Source organism: Rhodopila sp. (genome assembly GCF_035548095.1).
In the GTDB taxonomy this organism is placed as follows: domain Bacteria; phylum Pseudomonadota; class Alphaproteobacteria; order Acetobacterales; family Acetobacteraceae; genus Rhodopila.
In genome coordinates this window covers 98,574-115,517 of sequence record NZ_DASZUV010000008.1, presented here as the reverse complement: position 1 = coordinate 115,517, position 16,944 = coordinate 98,574, and the positions used below count along the sequence as shown (strand labels likewise).

Here is a 16,944-nt window from a genome sequence, read left to right as displayed (position 1 = left end):
GATAATCCCGCCACTCTTGCCACGCCAGACGGGACAGGCTCTTGTTCCGCCATGTACCTGAACCTGTTCGCCGAGACCACCGATCCGCTCGACATGACCGGATCCGCCGAGTTCCGCAGCCTGCTGACCAGCGCCGCGGACCTCAAGATTCCGCACGAGCCGGCGATACGCTATCGGTCCCGCAATATCGTGCTGCGGCGGATGCGCTTCCATTTCCTGGAATGGGGAAGGCCGGACGCGCCACCGATCGTGCTGCTGCATGGCGGCCACCAGTCGGCCCATTCCTGGGACCTGGTCAGCCTGCATCTGGCGCAGAAGTACCGGGTGCTGGCGCTGGACCAGCGCGGCCATGGGGACAGCGAATGGTCGCGGGACGTGACGTATTCCAACCACGAGATGTCGCTGGACGCCGAGGCGTTCATTCAGGCCATGCGGCTGGAGAAGCCGATCCTGATCGGCCATTCCATGGGTGGACGCAACGCCATGCTGCTGACCCGGCGCAACCAGGCACTGCTGAAGGCGCTGGTTGTGGTCGATGTCGGGCCGGAAGTCTCGGAAAAGGGCCGAGCGGCAATCGCCGGCTTTGTCCAGGCGGCGCAGGAATTCGACGATCTGGAGCATTTCGTCAGCGCGGTGCGCAAATACGACCCATACCGGCCGCGTGAACACATCGAGCGGACGGTGAAATACAACATGCTGGAACGCGCCGACGGCAAATACATCAGCAAGTGCGATTCCGCGCCGCGCCGGCTGGGCATCGTGCGCCCCAGCGGTCCGATGGAGAATATCACGCTGGAGGAAGCGACCGATTTCCGCCTGCCGGTGCTACTGGTACGCGGCGAGACGTCGAACATCCTGGAGCCCGACGCCGCGGAACGCTTCGCAGCCGCCATGCCGGGCGGGCGGCTGGTGACGGTGCCGAACTGCGGCCACAACGTGCACGGGCAGAACACGCTGGGGTTCATTGGGGTGCTGGGAGACTTCCTTGCAAGCCTCGACCGCTGACCGGGCCGTCATGAGCGAGCCCGGCCTCGTGCCCGCCGTCGTCAAGCCTCGCACTCCAAGCCCCCGCCACTTCTAAGCGCCCCGCCAAGCCGGCGTGCGCTTGGTCAGGAACGCGTCCATCCCCTCTCGGAAGTCCTGGCTTTCGTATGCCATCCGGATCAAGTCCTCATCCGGCGGCAGGCCGTGCTCACGCAGACGGCGCAACGCCTCTTTCGTCACCCGCATCGTGATGGGGGCGTGACCCGACAGCAGCGTCGCCAGTTCTGCCGTGCGTGCCTCGAGCGCGGCCTGGTCGGGCAACACCTCCGACACCAACCCGGCAGCCTGTGCCTCGGCGGCGCTATACAACCTGGCGGTGAAGATCATTTCGGTCACGCGTGCCGCACCGATCAGCGCCGCCAGACGAGCGATGTTCGACATCGACAGGCAGTTGCCCAGGGTGCGCGCGATGGGAAAACCGAAACGCGCATTGGCCGCGGCGATGCGCAGGTCACATCCGGCCGCGATCGCCGCGCCGCCGCCGGTGCAGGCGCCGGCGATCGCGGCGATGGTCGGCACACGGCACCGCTCCAGCGTACCGACGACGCGATCAATCCGAGCTTCGTAGTCAAGGGCGTCCTGGCCGGAGGAGAAGGACCGGAACTGGTTGATGTCGGTGCCTGCGGCGAACGCCTTATCGCCGGCACCGGTCAGGATCAGCACGCGCACATCGCCCGGATCAGCGGTAACCTCGGCCAGCCGCTCATACATCGGGAAGGTCAGCGCATTGCGGGCCTGGGGCCGATTGAAGGTGATGCGGCCGATGCCGTCCCGCACCTCATACAGAAGCTCGTCGGTCATGGGCTAATCCTTGAATACCTCGGCATTGTGCTGGCCCAGCGTCGGGGAATCCCCGGCCGGATACGGCCGTTCCCGCTCAAAGCTGATCGGCAGGCCCACCACGGACAATCCGCTGCCCGGCAGGGTGCGCAGCATATCCATCGCGTGCAACTGCTCCGACCGCGCCAGCTCGGCGATATCGTTCACCGGCGCGCAGGGCACACCGGCCTCGCCGATGAGGCCCAGCCAGTCCTGCCGCGTGCGGGTCAACAATACCGGTTGCATCGCCGCCACCACGTATTCGCGGTTGGCGGCGCGCTGGCGGCCGTCCTTCATCAATGGATCATCGCACCATTCCGGATGACCCATGGCCTTCGCCAGCTTGACGAACAGCCGGTCATTGCCGGCGGCGATGCAGACCGGTCGATCCTTGGTTTCAAAGATCTGATACGGCGCCAGCGTTGCCGAGGCGGCACCATGCCGGGCAGGCACCTTGCCGGTGACGTTGTAGTTGTTCAGCGGCCCCTGCACCCAGGCCACCGCACTCTCGAACAGCGAGGCATCGACGATGCCGCCGCGACCCGTCACCGCGCGCCGCTGCAACGCCGCCAGGGCGCCGATCACGCACCACATGCCGGTGGAGGTGTCATTGATCGCCGGCGCGCAGAAGGTTGGCGGATCCTCGGGTCGCCCGGTCAGTGTCACCACCGCGCCATAGCTTTGCAGCAACGGATCGAAGCCCGGCGCGCGCTTCAGCGGGCCGGTATGTCCGAATGCCCAGATCGAGCAGTAGATCAGCCGCGGGAATTCCGCCGTCAGTGCCTCCGGCCCGATGCCGAAATCATCGACGATGCCCGGACGCAGATTTTGGATCAGAATATCGGACTCCGCCGCCAGCTTCTTCAGCTTCGCAACGTCGGCGGAATCCTTGATGTCCAGCGTGACCGACTTCTTGCCGCGATTGGTGTTGTGGAACATCACCGAATCACCACCGACAAAAGGAGGCCCCCACAGACGGGCATCGTCGCCCCCGTCGGGCTTTTCCACCTTGATCACCTCGGCGCCCATGTCGGCCATGATGACACCGGCCAGCGGTCCGGCCAGCGCCTGGCCGATTTCCAGCACCCTGATCCCGTGCAGCGGTCCGGTCCTGGTCTTCTCGGGCATCACGCGACTCCCAGACGCGCGCGGAACGCCGCGTCGTTCAGGCTGAAATCCTGGCCGATCAGATCATCCGCGGCCGGCGAACACAGGTAGACGATGGCCCGCCCCGGCAGCGCCACCGGCGTCAGCTTCTCCCGCGGGATCTGACTGACCGGGTTCATCTTCGACGCCCGGATCAGCACCTGCATGTCGGTGTCGGTCGTGCCGGGCTGGAAACCGAAGACCCGAATCCCCTGCCCCAGCGTTTCAAGCGCAACCGCCCGCGTCAGCATGTGCAGCCCGGCCTTGGCGGAACAATAACTGCTCCATCCCTCCAGCGGCCGGATTGCCGCGCCCGAGGACAGGTTGATGATCGTTCCGCCGCCCGCCGCGACCATGCTCGGCAGCACCGCGCGGATGGCATGATAGGCGCCAACGAGGTTGATCTGGATGTTGCGCGCCCAGGCCACCGGGTCACTATCGGCGATGCGGCTGATCGGCTCGATCACGCCGGCATTGTTCACCAGCACATCGAGCCGGCCGTGCCTGGCCACGGTCTGCTCCACCAGCGCGGCAAAGGCGGCATAGTCGGATACGTCGCAAGCCACGGCGCTGGCCGAGGGTCCGATCGCCGCGGCCACCGCCTGTGTCCGTTTGGCATCGCGTGCGGTCAGCACCAGGGTCGCACCCGCCTTGCCCAAGGCCTCGGCCGCGGCGGCACCGATACCGCGGCTGGCGCCGGTGACGAGAATGACCTTGCCCGCAAGTGGCTGCATATGAACGCTCCTGATTGCTCTATGGGGGGAGCGTACCCGTGAGCGCCGGGCCTGCCAATGGCCGCACCCCAAGATTGCACATCCCTGTCGGGGTGGCGGCAGCGCGGCGCCGCCCGTGGTGGGCCGGCAGGCGGCTGATCCGCCCGCCAGCGAAGTTCCCACATGCGGTCGGGCCGGATCGCGGCTTATCGCGCGAAAAACATTTCGGTCAACACATAGTCGAAGGCCAGGATCAGGATCGACGCGCTGACCACCGCCATGGTCGTCGCCGACCCTACGCCTTGCGCGCCACCCCGGCTGTTGTAGCCGTTGTAGCAGCCCATCAGCGCGATGATGAACCCGAACACCGCTGCCTTCGCAAGGCCCGACACGACATCCTGCGCTTCCAGGAAGTTCATCGTCGCGGTCAGGTAGACGCTGGGGTTGAAGCCCAGCTTCAAGGTCGAAACGATGAAGCCGCCCAGCACGCCCAGGATGTCGGCGATCACCACCAGCAGCGGCAGCGCGATCGTGCCGGCCAGCAGGCGCGGGGTCACGAGATATTTCATCGGGTTGGTGGACAGCGTGGACAGGGCGTCGATCTGGTCGGTGACACGCATCGTCCCCAGTTCCGCGGCCATTGCCGCGCCGATGCGGCCGGCCACCATCAGCCCCGCCAGCACCGGCCCCAGCTCCCGGGTGACCGACAGCACCACCAGGTTGGCGGTCGCCCCCTGCGCCGAGAAGCGCGCGAATCCGGTATAGGCCTGCAGCGCCAGCACCATGCCGGTGAACACCGCCGTCAGCGCCACCACCGGCAGGCTGTAATATCCGATCTCCGCCAACGCCACCAGGAAGCGGCGGACATAGAAGGGCGGTCGAGCAAGGTGCGACAATCCTTCCAGCCCGAACAAGGCCAGCTTCCCGGCGCCGCGACACCAGCCCAGGACGCCCCGTCCGATGAAAGCCAGGAGGTCAAGCAGGACGGTCACGCCGGCAGATAGACCCGGCGGAAGCGCCGGCCCAGCGAGGTGAGGATCTCATAGCCGTTGGTACCGGCCAGCGCGGCGAGGTCGTCCACCGTCTGATGCGGACCGATGATGTCCAGCCAGCTGCCCGGCCGCACCGCCGGCAGGTCGGTAACGTCGAAAGTCGAAAGGTCCATGGAGATGCGGCCTACCAGTGGGACGGGGGTGCCGTCAAAGCACGCCTTCGCCTTGCCCGATAGCGCGCGATGAAACCCATCGGCATAGCCCAGCGCGCCGGTGGCGATCCGCGACGGGCGGGACGCGGTCCAGGTCGCGTTATAGCCGACCGAGGCGCCGGACGGGATGTCCCGAACTTCCAGCACCCGGATTCGCAGCGCGGCGACCGGCCGCATCGGGTTGGGCCGGCCGGGCGCGGGATTGACGCCATACAGGGCCGCCCCCGGCCGCGCGAGATCGGTGCCGAAATCGGGCCCCAGCAGAATGCCGGAAGAGTTCGCGAAACTGGCCGGCGCCTTGGGCAGTCGCGCGCGAGCAGCGGCGAACACCTGGCATTGACGCAGATTGACCGGTTCGTCCGGTTCCTCGGACGCGACGAGATGTGTCATGATAAAACGTATCGGCAACCCTGCCAGCAGACCGGGCTTCCGTTCCAGCACGTCGAGTTCGGCCGCGGACAGGCCCAGGCGCGACATCCCGGTGTCGACATGCAGGATGGCCGGGCCGCGACCCGCCCAGGCCTCGATTTCCATCAAGGATCCCAGTACCGGCGTCAGCCCGTGCTCCGCATAGTCGGATTCGGTGCCGGGAATCGGGCCGGACAGGACGGCCAGCATGGCGTCGGGCAGCAGGTCGCGGATGGCGATCGCCTCGTCCAGATAGGCCACGAAGAAATGCCGGCATCCCGCTGCGTACAGGGCGGCAGCCACGGGCCGAGCGCCCAGGCCGTAGGCATCCGCCTTGACCACGCCGGCCACCGGGCCGGAGGGATGCAGCGCCCCCAAATCGCGCCAATTGGCGACGATGGCGCCGAGGTCGACCTCCAGCACCGCGTGCGCGGTGTCAGCCGCCATAGCCATCCTCGGTATGGATCAGGTCCAGGTCGCCGAAGCGGGTGAATTCGCCCTCGAAGAGCAGCGGGATCGTCCCGGTCGGCCCGTGACGCTGCTTCGCGATGATCAGGTCCGCCCGGTTGTGCGCCTTCGCCATGCGCTGCTGCCAATCCTCCATCGCCGCATGGAACTTGTCGCTGTTCCCCTCATAGGCGATTTCCTTCGGCATCTTCTGTTCCAGATAGTACTCGTCGCGATACACGAACATCACCGCGTCGGCGTCCTGCTCGATCGAGCCGGACTCACGCAGATCGGCCAGTTGCGGCCGCTTGTCCTCACGATTCTCCACCTGGCGGGACAGCTGGGACAGCGCGATCACCGGGATCGCCAACTCCTTGGCCAGCGCTTTCAGACCCTGGGTGATCATGCTGATTTCCAGCACGCGGTTTTCCGGCCTGGTGCCGGCGGCCGGGCGCATCAGCTGCAGGTAATCGACGATCACCAGTGCCACGCCCTTGGTACGCTTCAGCCGCCGGCAGCGGGTACGCAGCGCCGACATGGTAATCGCCGGCGTGTCGTCGATCTGGATCGGCAGCGAGGCGATCTCTCGCGACACCTGCACGAATTTATCGAAATCCTTCTGGCCGATATCGCCGCGGCGGATGCGATCGCCGGAGACACGAGCCTCCTCTGACAACAGGCGGGTGGCGAGCTGTTCGGCACTCATTTCCAGGGAGAAGATGGCGACCGACTGCTTCGGCAAGGCATTCGGGTCAATGCCGCGCGCGTCCGCCATGATCGCCTTGGCGGCGCCAAAGGCGATCTTGGTGGCGAGCGCCGTCTTCCCCATGCCAGGGCGGCCGGCCAGGATGATCAGGTCGGACGGATGCAAGCCGCCCATCTTGCTGTCCAGGTCGCGCAGGCCGGTGGACAGGCCGGTGACATGGCCCGATCGTTTGAACGCCCGCTCGGCGCTGTGGATGGCTTCGGTCAGCGCGCGCTCGAACGCGATGAAGCCACCGGTGCTGCCGCCGTCGGCCGCCAGGTCGAACAGCGCCTGCTCGGCCGTCTCGATCTGCTGTACGCCGTCCAGGTCCGAATTGGCGCCGTACGCGTTGTTCACCACGGTCTCGCCGAGGTCTATCAATTGCCGGCGCAGCCAGGTGTCGTAGACGACACGGCCGTAGTCACCGGCGTTGATGATGCCGACCATCGCGGACAGCAACTGGGTCAGATAGGCGGTGCCGCCGACTTCTTCCAGGACGCCTGCATGCTCGAACTCGGCTTTCAGCGTGACCGCATCGGCAAGCTGCCCGGCCTCGATCCGGCGGGCAATCGCCTGGAAGATACGGCCATGGACCGGATCGGCGAAATGGTCGGCGATCAGGAATTCGGAAACGCGCTCATACGCCTTGTTGTTGGCCAGCAAGGCGCCGAGAAGCGCCTGCTCCGCCTGGATATTGGACGGCGGCAGGCGCTGCGACAGGCCGAATAATGGCGACTCGACGGTGTTCATCGCCGCCATGGTAGCCCGATTCAAACGAGCGGCGCAGCCGCCCAAGGCTGTGGACGGCTGTGGATAGCGGGGGCGGATCATCGGTCATCCGGCGGGTGCATGACGGCTTGGAAAGCCATGCGCCGGCCGGCCGCGACCGCCGTGCCCAGGGCCCCGGCCTCCGGCCGGCCGCCTTGACAGCCCCCCGGCCCGCCGGTAGTGCCGCGCGCCAATCCTACCAATCCGTAACGCGCTAATCCCGAAAGTCATCCACGATGCCGGTGCATGCGTTCATTTTTCCAGGCCAAGGCAGCCAAGCCGTCGGCATGGGCCGCGATCTTGCCGCCGCCTTCTCCGCCGCACGGGAAGTGTTCGAGGAAGTCGACGAAACGCTGAAGCAAAAACTCTCCCGCCTGATGTTCGAGGGGCCGGCGGAAGAGCTGACGCTGACCGAGAATACCCAGCCGGCGCTGATGGCGCATTCGCTGGCAGTGCTGCGGGTATTGGAGAAGGAAGGTGGCTTCGCCCTGCGGCAGAAGGCGCTGGTGGTCGCCGGCCACAGTCTCGGCGAATACTCCGCACTGGCCGCCGCCGGGGCGTTCGACGTTGCCACTGCCGCCCGCCTGCTGAAGCTGCGCGGCCAGGCGATGCAGAAGGCCGTTCCCGCTGGCCTGGGCGCGATGGCCGCCTTGCTGGGCGCCGAGATGGACCTGGCGCGAGAGATCTGCGCCGAGGCGGCGCCGGTGCCGGAAACGGACAGGACCGAGGTGGTGGAACCAGCGAACGACAACGGCGGTGGACAGGTTGTCATCTCCGGCCATCGCACCGCGATCGAGCGCGCGGTGGAGATCGCCAAAACCAAGGGCGTGAAGCGTGCCATGCTGCTGCCGGTCTCCGCCCCGTTCCACTGCGCGCTGATGGCCCCCGCCGCCGAGGCGATGGCGGAGGCGCTGGAGAAGAGCCCGGCATGCGAGCCGGTGGTGCCGCTGGTGGCCAATGTCTCGGCGAGACGCGAATCCGATCCCGGCCGCATTCGCGATCTGCTTGTCCAGCAGGTGACGGCCACCGTTCGCTGGCGCGAATCCGCCGCCGCGATGGCCGAGATGGGTGTGAACAGCTTCATCGAGCTGGGATCGGGGAAGGTGCTGACTGGCCTGGTCAAGCGGATCGTGCCCGAAGCCGCGGGCTTGTCGGCGGGGACGCCCGCCGATATCGAAACGGTGCTGAAAGCGCTGTAATGGTGAGGCGACGCCTGCTTGCGGGAGGGAGCAAGCTGAACGGCAGCCGCCCGGGCAGGACGTCGGCGGGTCGCGCTTCCGGCGACGGCTCATAGAAAGCCGGGCCATTTTCACCCTGTCTGAGCGGTGACGACGGTCCGGAGAGAACCATCATGTTGCGCGCCGGCGGCGGCCGCGCGCGTCAAGGACGGGAAGGACCCGCGATGTTCAGACTGGATGGGAAGGCCGCGCTGGTCACCGGCGCCTCGGGCGGAATCGGCGCCGCGATTGCTCGCGCCTTGCACACACAGGGTGCCACTGTCGTGCTGTCCGGCACGCGCCAGGACGCGCTGGACATGCTGGCCCGCGACCTGGCCGAACGCGTGCACGTCTGCCCCGCCGACCTGCGCAACGCGGCCGAGCCGGAGGCGCTGATCGAGGCGGCGGAAAAGGCTGCCGGGCCGCTGCACATTCTGGTGAACAATGCCGGCATGACCCGCGACATGCTGGCGCTGCGCATGTCCGATCTGGACTGGCAGGCGGTACTGGATGTCGACCTGTCGGCCCCGTTCCGTCTTGCGCGCGCGGTGTTGCTGGGCATGGTCCGCCGCCGCGCGGGCCGGATCATCAACATCTCTTCGATCATCGCCTCCACCGGCAATGCCGGTCAGGCCAACTACGCCGCCGCGAAGGCCGGGCTGGAGGGCATGAGCAAGGCGCTGGCGCAGGAAGTCGCCTCCCGCGGCGTGACGGTGAACATCGTCGCTCCCGGCTTCGTGGCCACCGCGATGACCGACAAACTGAACGAGGCGCAGCGGACCAAGCTGGCCGAAGCGATCCCGCTACGCCGCATCGGCCAGCCAGAGGACATCGCCGCCGCGGTCTGCTATCTGGCATCGGATGAAGCCGGGTGGGTCACCGGCGCAACACTGCACGTGAATGGCGGCATGGCGATGCTTTAGACTTGATCGCCAAGGGACCGCCGGCCTTTCCCCTCGCCTTGAAACCATGCTAAGCGCGCCGCTTCATGACGGACCGCTTCACGCACCGGGGCCGGGAGCCGGCGGTTTGAGAAGAGCCGGATAGTTTGGAAGCAGCATAACTTCAAGCAAGCAGCAGACGGAGTAGCGGAGCCGATGAGCGAAGTCGCAGAGAAGATCAAGCAGATCGTCGTCGAACACCTGGGCGTTGAAGAGTCCAAGGTGACCCCGGAAGCCTCTTTCATCGACGATCTGGGCGCGGACAGCCTGGACACGGTGGAACTGGTGATGGCGTTCGAGGAAGCCTTCAACGTGGAAATCCCTGAGGATGCCGCCGAGAAGATCGCCACCGTCAAGGATGCGATCGACTACATCGAAAAGCAGGGCAAGTAAGGTCAAGCGGCCCAGCAGCGCGAAAGGGACGGCCGGGATGAGGCGTGTTGTGGTGACGGGCATGGGGATCGCCTGCCCCTTGGGCGTGGGCGTCGAGCATGTCTGGCGCCGGCTGATCAACGGCGAATCGGGCATCGGGACAATCACCCGCTTCGATCCCAAGGATCTGCCCTGCAAGATCGCCGGCCAGGTTCCCGCCGGCTCGCGCGAGACGGGCAGCCTGGACGTCAATGAGTGGATCCCGGTCAAGGACCAGAAGAAGATGGATCGCTTCATCCATCTGGCGATGGTCGCCGGCTCCCTCGCCGTCGAGGATGCCGGCTGGCACCCGGAGAACGAGGACGATCGGTGCGCCACGGGCGTGATGATCGGTTCCGGGATCGGCGGCCTCGAGTCGATCTATGATGCCTCCATCCTGGTGTCGCAGGGCAAGGCGCGGCGGCTGTCGCCGTTCTTCATCCCCTCGGCACTCAGCAACCTCGCCTCGGGCCATCTGTCGATCAAATACGGCTTCAAGGGTCCAAACCATTCGGTCGTCACCGCCTGCGCCACCGGCGTCCATGCCATCGGCGACGCCGCTCGGCTCATCGCGCTGGGCGACGCTGACGTGATGCTGGCCGGCGGGTCCGAGGCGGCAGTATGCGAGCTGGGCATCGCCGGTTTCTGCGCATCCCGCGCCTTGTCCACCGCCTTCAACGACAACCCGACGGCCGCGTCCCGCCCTTGGGACAAGGACCGCGACGGGTTCGTCATGGGCGAAGGGTCGGGCTGTGTGGTGCTGGAGGATTACGAACACGCTCGCAAGCGCGGCGCGAACATCTATGCCGAGATCGGCGGCTACGGCATGTCCGGCGACGCCTACCACATCACCGCGCCGGCCGAGGGACATGACGGCGCTTTCCGCTCGATGAAGGCGGCGCTGCGCAACGGCGGGCTGACCGTGGCCGACATCCAATATGTCAACGCCCATGGCACCTCCACGCCGCTGGGGGACGATCTGGAGCTGGAAGCGGTCGAGCGCCTGTTCGGCGAACACGCCCGCGGCCTGGCAATGTCCTCCACGAAATCCTCCACCGGGCATCTGCTCGGCGCGGCGGGCGCGATCGAGGCGATCTTCTCGATCCTGGCGATCCGCGACCGCGTCGCGCCCCCCACGCTGAACCTGGACGAGCCGAGCACGCAAAGCGTGATCGATCGGGTGGCGAAGCATGCGCAGGAGCGGCCGATCTCCGTTGCCCTGTCGAACAGCTTCGGTTTCGGCGGGACCAACGCGTCAATCATCTTCAAGGCGCTGGCCTGATCCGGGGCCGCTGCGCCCCTGATCCCGCCCTGGTTCGGCAGCACGGAGGGAGCCGGCGATGAGACGCTGGGTCCTGGCGATCATTCTTGGCTTCATCCTATTGGCCGGTGGCGCACTGGGTGCGACCGTCTGGCTGCGCAGCACGCTCGCGCAGCCCGGTCCGTTACCGGTTGCCAAGGCGATCGTCGTGCCGCGCGGCGGGACCGAAGCCCTGGCACACGCGCTTGCTGAGGCCGGGATCATCGACAATACGCTGCTGTTCCGCGCCGCCGCCTGGATCAGCCGGGACCGCGGCCCGTTGCGCGCGGCCGAGTTCGCCTTTCCGGCGCGGGCCTCCATCGACGAGGTGCTGTCGATCCTGCGCACCGCCAGGCCGGTCGAACACAAGGTGACCCTCGCGGAGGGCCTGACGGCCGTGCAAATGCGTGCGGTATTGGCACGAGCGGATGCCCTGACGGGAAAGGTCCCGGACTTCCCGGATGGCTCCGTGCTGCCGGAAACCTACAGCTATGAATACGGCACCAGCGCGGCCGCCATTGTCGCGCGCGCACAAGCGGCCATGGACCGAGCGCTGAATATCGCCTGGACGGGACGTGCCCCCAACCTGCCATTGGACAATCCGCGCGAGGCGCTGATACTGGCCAGCATCGTGGAACGCGAGACGGCGAAACCGGCGGAACGGCCGCACATCGCCGCCGTCTATCTGAACCGGCTGCGCGAAGGCATGCGTCTGCAGGCCGATCCCACCGTCGTGTATGCCGTGTCGGGCGGCACTGGCATACTGGATCGCCCACTCAGCAAGACTGACCTCGCCCGCGACAATCCATTCAACACCTACCGCAATGCCGGCCTGCCACCGGGCCCGATCTGCTCCCCCAGTGTCGCCAGCCTGGACGCCGTGCTGCATCCGGCGGCCAGCGATGACCTGTATTTTGTCGCCGACGGCACCGGCGGCCACACTTTCTCCCGCACACTGGACACCCACGAGGCAGCGGTCGCCCGCTGGCGCGCCCTGGCGCCGCGCCCGGCGCATGGCAGTCCCGATTGACCATGGCCGAGGTGGCGGAACCATGGCTTCAGCCAAGGTCGCTGGCCGGATGGGCTGAAGATCCGGCAATATCCAGCCAGGCGTCCGTCTTCCGGTCCGGCACGATTCTGGCAGAAAACGATCCAGCGGGTTGACGCTGCCTGGGTCGGTCCCTATTGCCGCGGGACATTCATCGGGACAGCCCGTCTGGACGGGCCGCTAGACGGGAGCCGTTCATGAACGAACTCGAGAAGCGCACGATCAGGAAGGTCTCGCTGCGCCTCGTGCCGTTTCTGATGCTTTGTTACTTTGTCGCGTACCTGGATCGGGTCAATGTCGGGTTCGCCGCATTGGAGATGAACAAGGAGCTGGGAATCTCCAATGCGGCGTTCGGTTTCGGTGCCGGCATCTTCTTCTTCAGCTACTTCATCTTCGAAGTGCCATCCAACCTGATGTTGGAAAAATTCGGCGCCCGCCGCTGGATCGCCCGCATCATGTTCAGTTGGGGCATCCTGTCAGGCTGCATGGCGCTGGTGCAGGGAGAGACCAGCTTCTACATCGTCCGCGTCCTGCTGGGCATCGCCGAGGCCGGCTTCTTCCCGGGCATCATCTTCTACCTGACGCTATGGTTCCCAGGCACCTACCGCGGCCGGATCATCGGCTGGTTCATGGCGGCAATCCCGCTGTCCTCGGTCCTCGGCGCGCCGGTCTCCGGCCTGCTGCTGGGAATGCACGGCTTCATGGGCCTTGCGGGTTGGAAGTGGTTGTTCATCATCGAGGCGGCGCCGGCTGTCATCCTGGCCTTCGTCGTCTGGTACTACCTGACCGACCGCCCGTCCGACGCACGTTGGCTGACGTCCGAGGAGCGGGACTGGCTGAGCAACCGTCTGGCCGCAGAGGGCAAGCGCAAGGAGGAGGTCCACGGTCTCGGCGTGCTGCAGGCGATGGTCAATCCGAAGGTGCTGGCGCTGTGCCTGGTCTATTTCGGCGCCGTGGCGACCAATTATGGCACCGCGTTCTGGCTGCCCCAGATCGTCAAGAATTTCGGTCTGACCAATATCCAGGTCGGCTTCGTGACCGCGATCCCGTATATCGTCGGCACGATCGGCATGATCTGGTGGGGTCGGCGCTCCGATGCGAGGATGGAGCGGAAATGGCATGCCGCGATCGCCTTCGCCCTCGCGGCGATCGGTATCGCCGGGTCGACCCTGGTCGATTCGCCGGAAGCAAAAATGGTGCTGCTGTCGATCGGCGCCTTTGGCGTCTTTGCCGTGCTGCCGATCTTCTGGACCTTCCCGACCGCCTTCCTGACTGGCGCGGCGGCAGCGGCGGGCATAGCGGCGATCAACTCGGTCGGCAATCTGGCCGGATTTTTCGGTCCGTTCATCATGGGCTGGCTGAAGGACCTGACGGGCGGTTTCAGCGCCGGGTTGTGGGTGATCTCGGCCTGTGCGGTGATGGGCATGGTCATTGTTCTGGCGCTGCGGCATGATGCGCGTCTAGAGCATGCGCCGACCGGCACGATCGTGGGAGCCGGCGACTGAAACCGCAGAGGATGCCGGCATGGACCCTCGTCGGGACGACAAGACCGGATGGAACGATGTCGGCGCGTTCTGGCGTGTCGACATCTTTCGCTATGTTCTGCCGCACCTGCTGGCAGGCTGCATCGCCGGTATCGTCGCCGCCAGCGGCGTGGTCGCGACCAACCTGGGTGGCTTGCGGGACCTCGTCATCCACACGGAAGGCGGTTGGATCGCGTTCGCCCTGCTGACCTTCGGCATGGTGGTAACGTTCGGATCCGTGGCGATCGGGGCAGCGATCATGGGCATTCCTTGGGAACGGTCGTGATCGCCAGCCGGCACACGGACATGTGCCGTAATGCCCCACTGCGTTGCCTCGGCATGCCAGGGTATTGATCCAGCAAAAGAAATTTCAGATACGGGCTGCGCACCATCGATAATTTTGGTTCGGTTGCGCTCGATGAGTGCTAGTCTCCAACGCAGGAGACAGTGTCATGAGACGCCTCTACCGCCACCGTATGATTGCGCGTTTTGGCCTGGCAGCCGCCTTTGGCTGCGTACTGGCCACCGCTCCCGCTTTGCTCAACCCGGCGGCTCTTGCCGGCCCACCCGGAGGTGGTCCGGGGGGTGGTGGAGGGGGCTGGCACGGCGGTGGCGGATCCCCGCCAGGTGGTAGCGGCTGGCACGGCGGTGGCGGCTGGCGTGGGGGACCTCCTCGCGGCGGATGGGCCGGCGGACCGCCGCCTGGTGGCTGGCGCGGTCCGCCAGCAGGATGGGGCGGTCCACCTCCGCCCGGCGGATGGGGCTGCTGTGGCTGGGGATGGGGCTGGGCCGGCGCGCTTCCCTGGCTCGGACTGGGCCTTCTGCCGGCACTGGTGCCGCCTGCACCAGTCTTTGTGACACCGCCACCGGTAGTCATGATGCCGCAGCCTCCGGTTGTCTACGCACAGCCGCCTGGATTTGTGCCGGCGGTGCCACGGTAAAGCCGGCCACGTCGAGGCTCGCCGACGCATGACGGCGGCATCAGCCGCCGCACTGCCGACCCTCCATGCTTCAGGCGCCTCGGCGGGCTAAGATGCTGCCTTCACCAGCGTTCCCGTCCGCGTCTCCGACGGCAGGCACAGCGCCGCCAGGACCGGTGCCACCGTAGCGGCCAGCGGCACCGACTCCGGATTCTCACCCGGAAACGCCGCGGTGCGCATGCGCGTGCGCATCGGTCCCGGATCGAACAGGTTCACACGCAACGGCGAATTCGCCATTTCATGCGCCCAGGACAGGACAAGATTTTCCATGGCTGCCTTGGCCGCGCCGATCGCGCCCCAATAGGCATAGGGCTGGCGCGCAACACCATCGGTCACGAACACCGCCCGGCCCGCCGGTGCGCGGCGCAGCAACGGATCGCAGGTGCGGATCAGCCGCAGGCCCGCGTTCAGGTTGACCCCCAGCACCGTGGCCCAGTCATCGTTCATGATATGGGATGCGGGCGTCAGCCGCCCCAGCGCAGCGGCATTGTGGATCAACACATCCAGCCGGCCGAAACGCTGATACAGCGACGGCCCGATGGCATCGATCTGGTCCGCCTCCATCAGATCCATTGGCAACAGGGATGCCTGGCCCCCCGCGGCGCGCACGGCATCGTCCGTTTCCTCCAGCCCGCCCTGGGTACGCGCGGTCAGCACGACATGGGCGCCCAGCCGCCCAAGCTCCACCGCCACGGCGGCTCCCAACCCCCGGCTCGCGCCGGTGACCAGCGCGATGCAGCCATCCAGCCTGTCGGACATCAGTCGTTCGCCGTCAGCAGGCTCAGCTGGCGTTCGGCGTTATCCTGCTGGTCGGGCAGAGCGATCGGATAATCACCCGTAAAGCAGGCGTCGCAATAATATGGGTCCGCCGCGTCCCGCCCCGGCTTGCCCAGCGCTCGGTACAGCCCCTCGATCGAGATGAAGGCCAGACTATCCGCGCCGATCAGGTCGGCCATCTCCTCGACGCTGTGGCTTGCCGCCAGCAGCTTCGACCGCTCCGGCGTGTCGATGCCATAGAAGCAGGAGTGAGTCGTGGGTGGTGAGGAGATGCGCATATGCACCTCCCGCGCGCCGGCCTGCCGCACCATTTCGACGATCTTCTTGCTGGTGGTGCCACGCACGATCGAGTCATCCACCAGGATGACCCGCTTGCCCTGCAGCACCGGCCGATTGGCCGAGTGCTTCAGCTTTACGCCCAGATGTCGGATGTGGTCGGTCGGCTCAATGAAGGTGCGTCCGACATAATGATTGCGGATGATGCCCAGCTCGAACGGAATGCCGCTCTGCGCCGCATAGCCCATCGCGGCCGGCACGCCGGAATCCGGTACCGGCACGATCACGTCCGCCATCACCGGCGCCTCCTGGGCCAATTCCGCGCCGATCCGCTTGCGTGCGTCGTACACCGGCGTGCCCTCCATCACCGAGTCCGGTCGGGCAAAGTAGATGTATTCGAAGACGCAGAACCGTTCCCGTGCCTTGCCGAACGGCTTGATGCTGTGGACGCCCTGGTCGTTGATCACGACGATCTCGCCCGGTTCGATATCGCGAACGAAGTCGGCACCGACGATGTCCAGTGCGCAGGTCTCGCTCGCGAGAACCCAGCCGCCGGTGCCCTCATTGCCGATGCGGCCCAGAATCAGCGGCCGCACGCCCAGCGGGTCGCGCACGCCCAGCAACGCCTCGTTCGACAATGCGACCAGCGAATAGGCACCGACCACCTGTTTCAGCGCGTCGATCAGCCGGTCCACCACGGTGGAATACAGGCTGATCGCGATCAGGTGAATGAATACCTCGGAGTCCGTCGTGGACTGGAACAGGCAGCCGCGACGCACCAATGCCCGGCGCAGGATATGGGCATTCGTCAGGTTGCCGTTATGGGCGACAGCGAAGCCGCCGAATTCGAAATCGGCGTAGAGCGGCTGCACATTGCGCAGGATGGTGTCACCCGTGGTGGCGTAGCGGTTGTGGCCGATCGCGATGCTGCCGGGCAGTTTCTCAATGATGCGCCGGTCGCCGAAATTGTCGCCAACCAGCCCCGTGCCGCGGTGGGAGTTGAAATGCGCGCCATCGAAGGTGACGATGCCTGTCGCCTCCTGTCCACGATGTTGCAGGGCGTGCAGGCCCAGCGCGGTGACAGCCGCGGCGTCAGGGACATTCCAGACACCGAAAACGCCGCACTCTTCGTGCAGCGAGTCGTCCTCGGCACCGCCTGCATGGAACGCCATCGCTG

General features: G+C 66.3%; 16 protein-coding genes. 8 read left to right on the top strand and 8 right to left on the bottom strand.

Annotated features, from left to right (window positions below):
- Nucleotides 1-51 precede the first annotated feature (51 nt).
- Nucleotides 52-1,005: an alpha/beta fold hydrolase gene (locus VHC04_RS08715; protein ID WP_325680112.1), complete on the top strand. Its 954-nt coding sequence runs from the start codon at nucleotides 52-54 to the stop codon at nucleotides 1,003-1,005.
- Between the two features lie 72 nt (nucleotides 1,006-1,077).
- On the opposite strand, the gene VHC04_RS08710 is transcribed toward VHC04_RS08715, so the two are convergent.
- The 6 genes from VHC04_RS08710 to VHC04_RS08685 form a co-directional block, all read right to left on the bottom strand.
- Nucleotides 1,078-1,845, bottom strand: coding sequence for an enoyl-CoA hydratase/isomerase family protein (locus tag VHC04_RS08710; protein ID WP_325680110.1), 768 nt, complete (start codon nucleotides 1,843-1,845; stop codon nucleotides 1,078-1,080).
- Between the two features lie 3 nt (nucleotides 1,846-1,848).
- Nucleotides 1,849-2,991 carry a CaiB/BaiF CoA transferase family protein gene (locus VHC04_RS08705; protein ID WP_325680108.1) on the bottom strand — a complete coding sequence of 381 codons (1,143 nt, stop codon included), beginning with the start codon at nucleotides 2,989-2,991 and terminating at the stop codon, nucleotides 1,849-1,851.
- Nucleotides 2,991-3,743, bottom strand: a complete 753-nt coding sequence (locus VHC04_RS08700) for an SDR family oxidoreductase (RefSeq protein ID WP_325680106.1) — start codon at nucleotides 3,741-3,743, stop codon at nucleotides 2,991-2,993. Before VHC04_RS08700 ends, VHC04_RS08705 begins: the two co-directional genes overlap by 1 nt.
- Before the next feature lie 185 nt (nucleotides 3,744-3,928).
- A complete protein-coding gene (locus tag VHC04_RS08695) occupies nucleotides 3,929-4,714 on the bottom strand; it encodes an MlaE family ABC transporter permease (RefSeq protein ID WP_325680104.1) in 786 nt (261 codons plus the stop codon).
- Nucleotides 4,711-5,781, bottom strand: a complete 1,071-nt coding sequence (alr, locus tag VHC04_RS08690) for an alanine racemase (protein WP_325680102.1) — start codon at nucleotides 5,779-5,781, stop codon at nucleotides 4,711-4,713. Before alr ends, VHC04_RS08695 begins: the two co-directional genes overlap by 4 nt.
- On the bottom strand, nucleotides 5,771-7,276 hold the full coding sequence (locus VHC04_RS08685) for a replicative DNA helicase (RefSeq protein ID WP_325680100.1): 1,506 nt from the start codon (nucleotides 7,274-7,276) through the stop codon (nucleotides 5,771-5,773). The genes alr and VHC04_RS08685 overlap by 11 nt, the downstream gene beginning before the upstream one ends.
- 254 nt (nucleotides 7,277-7,530) lie before the next feature.
- On the opposite strand from VHC04_RS08685, the gene fabD reads away from it, so the two are divergent.
- From fabD to VHC04_RS08650, 7 genes are all read left to right on the top strand, one after another.
- The gene (gene fabD / locus VHC04_RS08680) at nucleotides 7,531-8,493 is read left to right on the top strand and encodes an ACP S-malonyltransferase (protein ID WP_325680098.1); all 963 of its coding nucleotides are present in this window, start codon (nucleotides 7,531-7,533) and stop codon (nucleotides 8,491-8,493) included.
- Nucleotides 8,494-8,696: 203 nt separating this feature from the next.
- Nucleotides 8,697-9,434 (top strand): 3-oxoacyl-[acyl-carrier-protein] reductase, encoded by a 738-nt coding sequence (gene fabG, locus VHC04_RS08675; RefSeq protein ID WP_325680095.1) that lies wholly within the window; start codon nucleotides 8,697-8,699, stop codon nucleotides 9,432-9,434.
- Nucleotides 9,435-9,608: 174 nt separating this feature from the next.
- The gene (locus VHC04_RS08670) at nucleotides 9,609-9,845 is read left to right on the top strand and encodes an acyl carrier protein (RefSeq protein WP_325680092.1); all 237 of its coding nucleotides are present in this window, start codon (nucleotides 9,609-9,611) and stop codon (nucleotides 9,843-9,845) included.
- Between the two features lie 37 nt (nucleotides 9,846-9,882).
- Nucleotides 9,883-11,145 carry a beta-ketoacyl-ACP synthase II gene (gene fabF, locus VHC04_RS08665; RefSeq protein WP_325680090.1) on the top strand — a complete coding sequence of 421 codons (1,263 nt, stop codon included), beginning with the start codon at nucleotides 9,883-9,885 and terminating at the stop codon, nucleotides 11,143-11,145.
- 58 nt (nucleotides 11,146-11,203) lie between these two features.
- Nucleotides 11,204-12,193, top strand: a complete 990-nt coding sequence (gene mltG, locus VHC04_RS08660; RefSeq protein ID WP_325680088.1) for an endolytic transglycosylase MltG — start codon at nucleotides 11,204-11,206, stop codon at nucleotides 12,191-12,193.
- A gap of 215 nt (nucleotides 12,194-12,408) precedes the next feature.
- Complete coding sequence (locus tag VHC04_RS08655; protein WP_325680086.1) at nucleotides 12,409-13,716, top strand: MFS transporter; 1,308 nt, start codon at nucleotides 12,409-12,411, stop codon at nucleotides 13,714-13,716.
- A gap of 19 nt (nucleotides 13,717-13,735) precedes the next feature.
- Nucleotides 13,736-14,020 carry a hypothetical protein gene (locus VHC04_RS08650; RefSeq protein WP_325680084.1) on the top strand — a complete coding sequence of 95 codons (285 nt, stop codon included), beginning with the start codon at nucleotides 13,736-13,738 and terminating at the stop codon, nucleotides 14,018-14,020.
- A gap of 742 nt (nucleotides 14,021-14,762) precedes the next feature.
- On the opposite strand, the gene VHC04_RS08645 is transcribed toward VHC04_RS08650, so the two are convergent.
- Nucleotides 14,763-15,473 carry an SDR family NAD(P)-dependent oxidoreductase gene (locus VHC04_RS08645; RefSeq protein ID WP_325680082.1) on the bottom strand — a complete coding sequence of 237 codons (711 nt, stop codon included), beginning with the start codon at nucleotides 15,471-15,473 and terminating at the stop codon, nucleotides 14,763-14,765.
- The gene (gene purF, locus VHC04_RS08640) at nucleotides 15,473-16,939 is read right to left on the bottom strand and encodes an amidophosphoribosyltransferase (RefSeq protein WP_325680080.1); all 1,467 of its coding nucleotides are present in this window, start codon (nucleotides 16,937-16,939) and stop codon (nucleotides 15,473-15,475) included. Before purF ends, VHC04_RS08645 begins: the two co-directional genes overlap by 1 nt.
- Nucleotides 16,940-16,944: the final 5 nt, after the last annotated feature.

Bases quoted from the DNA above. Each gene is read 5' to 3' on its own strand.
- VHC04_RS08715 (WP_325680112.1), top strand. From the start codon at position 52: ATGTACCTGAACCTGTTCGCCGAGACCACCGATCCGCTCGACATGACC.
- VHC04_RS08710 (WP_325680110.1), bottom strand. From the start codon at position 1,845: ATGACCGACGAGCTTCTGTATGAGGTGCGGGACGGCATCGGCCGCATC.
- VHC04_RS08705 (WP_325680108.1), bottom strand. From the start codon at position 2,991: ATGCCCGAGAAGACCAGGACCGGACCGCTGCACGGGATCAGGGTGCTG.
- VHC04_RS08700 (WP_325680106.1), bottom strand. From the start codon at position 3,743: ATGCAGCCACTTGCGGGCAAGGTCATTCTCGTCACCGGCGCCAGCCGC.
- alr (WP_325680102.1), bottom strand. From the start codon at position 5,781: ATGGCGGCTGACACCGCGCACGCGGTGCTGGAGGTCGACCTCGGCGCC.
- VHC04_RS08685 (WP_325680100.1), bottom strand. From the start codon at position 7,276: ATGAACACCGTCGAGTCGCCATTATTCGGCCTGTCGCAGCGCCTGCCG.
- fabD (WP_325680098.1), top strand. From the start codon at position 7,531: ATGCCGGTGCATGCGTTCATTTTTCCAGGCCAAGGCAGCCAAGCCGTC.
- fabG (WP_325680095.1), top strand. From the start codon at position 8,697: ATGTTCAGACTGGATGGGAAGGCCGCGCTGGTCACCGGCGCCTCGGGC.
- VHC04_RS08670 (WP_325680092.1), top strand. From the start codon at position 9,609: ATGAGCGAAGTCGCAGAGAAGATCAAGCAGATCGTCGTCGAACACCTG.
- fabF (WP_325680090.1), top strand. From the start codon at position 9,883: ATGAGGCGTGTTGTGGTGACGGGCATGGGGATCGCCTGCCCCTTGGGC.
- mltG (WP_325680088.1), top strand. From the start codon at position 11,204: ATGAGACGCTGGGTCCTGGCGATCATTCTTGGCTTCATCCTATTGGCC.
- VHC04_RS08655 (WP_325680086.1), top strand. From the start codon at position 12,409: ATGAACGAACTCGAGAAGCGCACGATCAGGAAGGTCTCGCTGCGCCTC.
- VHC04_RS08650 (WP_325680084.1), top strand. From the start codon at position 13,736: ATGGACCCTCGTCGGGACGACAAGACCGGATGGAACGATGTCGGCGCG.
- VHC04_RS08645 (WP_325680082.1), bottom strand. From the start codon at position 15,473: ATGTCCGACAGGCTGGATGGCTGCATCGCGCTGGTCACCGGCGCGAGC.
- purF (WP_325680080.1), bottom strand. From the start codon at position 16,939: ATGGCGTTCCATGCAGGCGGTGCCGAGGACGACTCGCTGCACGAAGAG.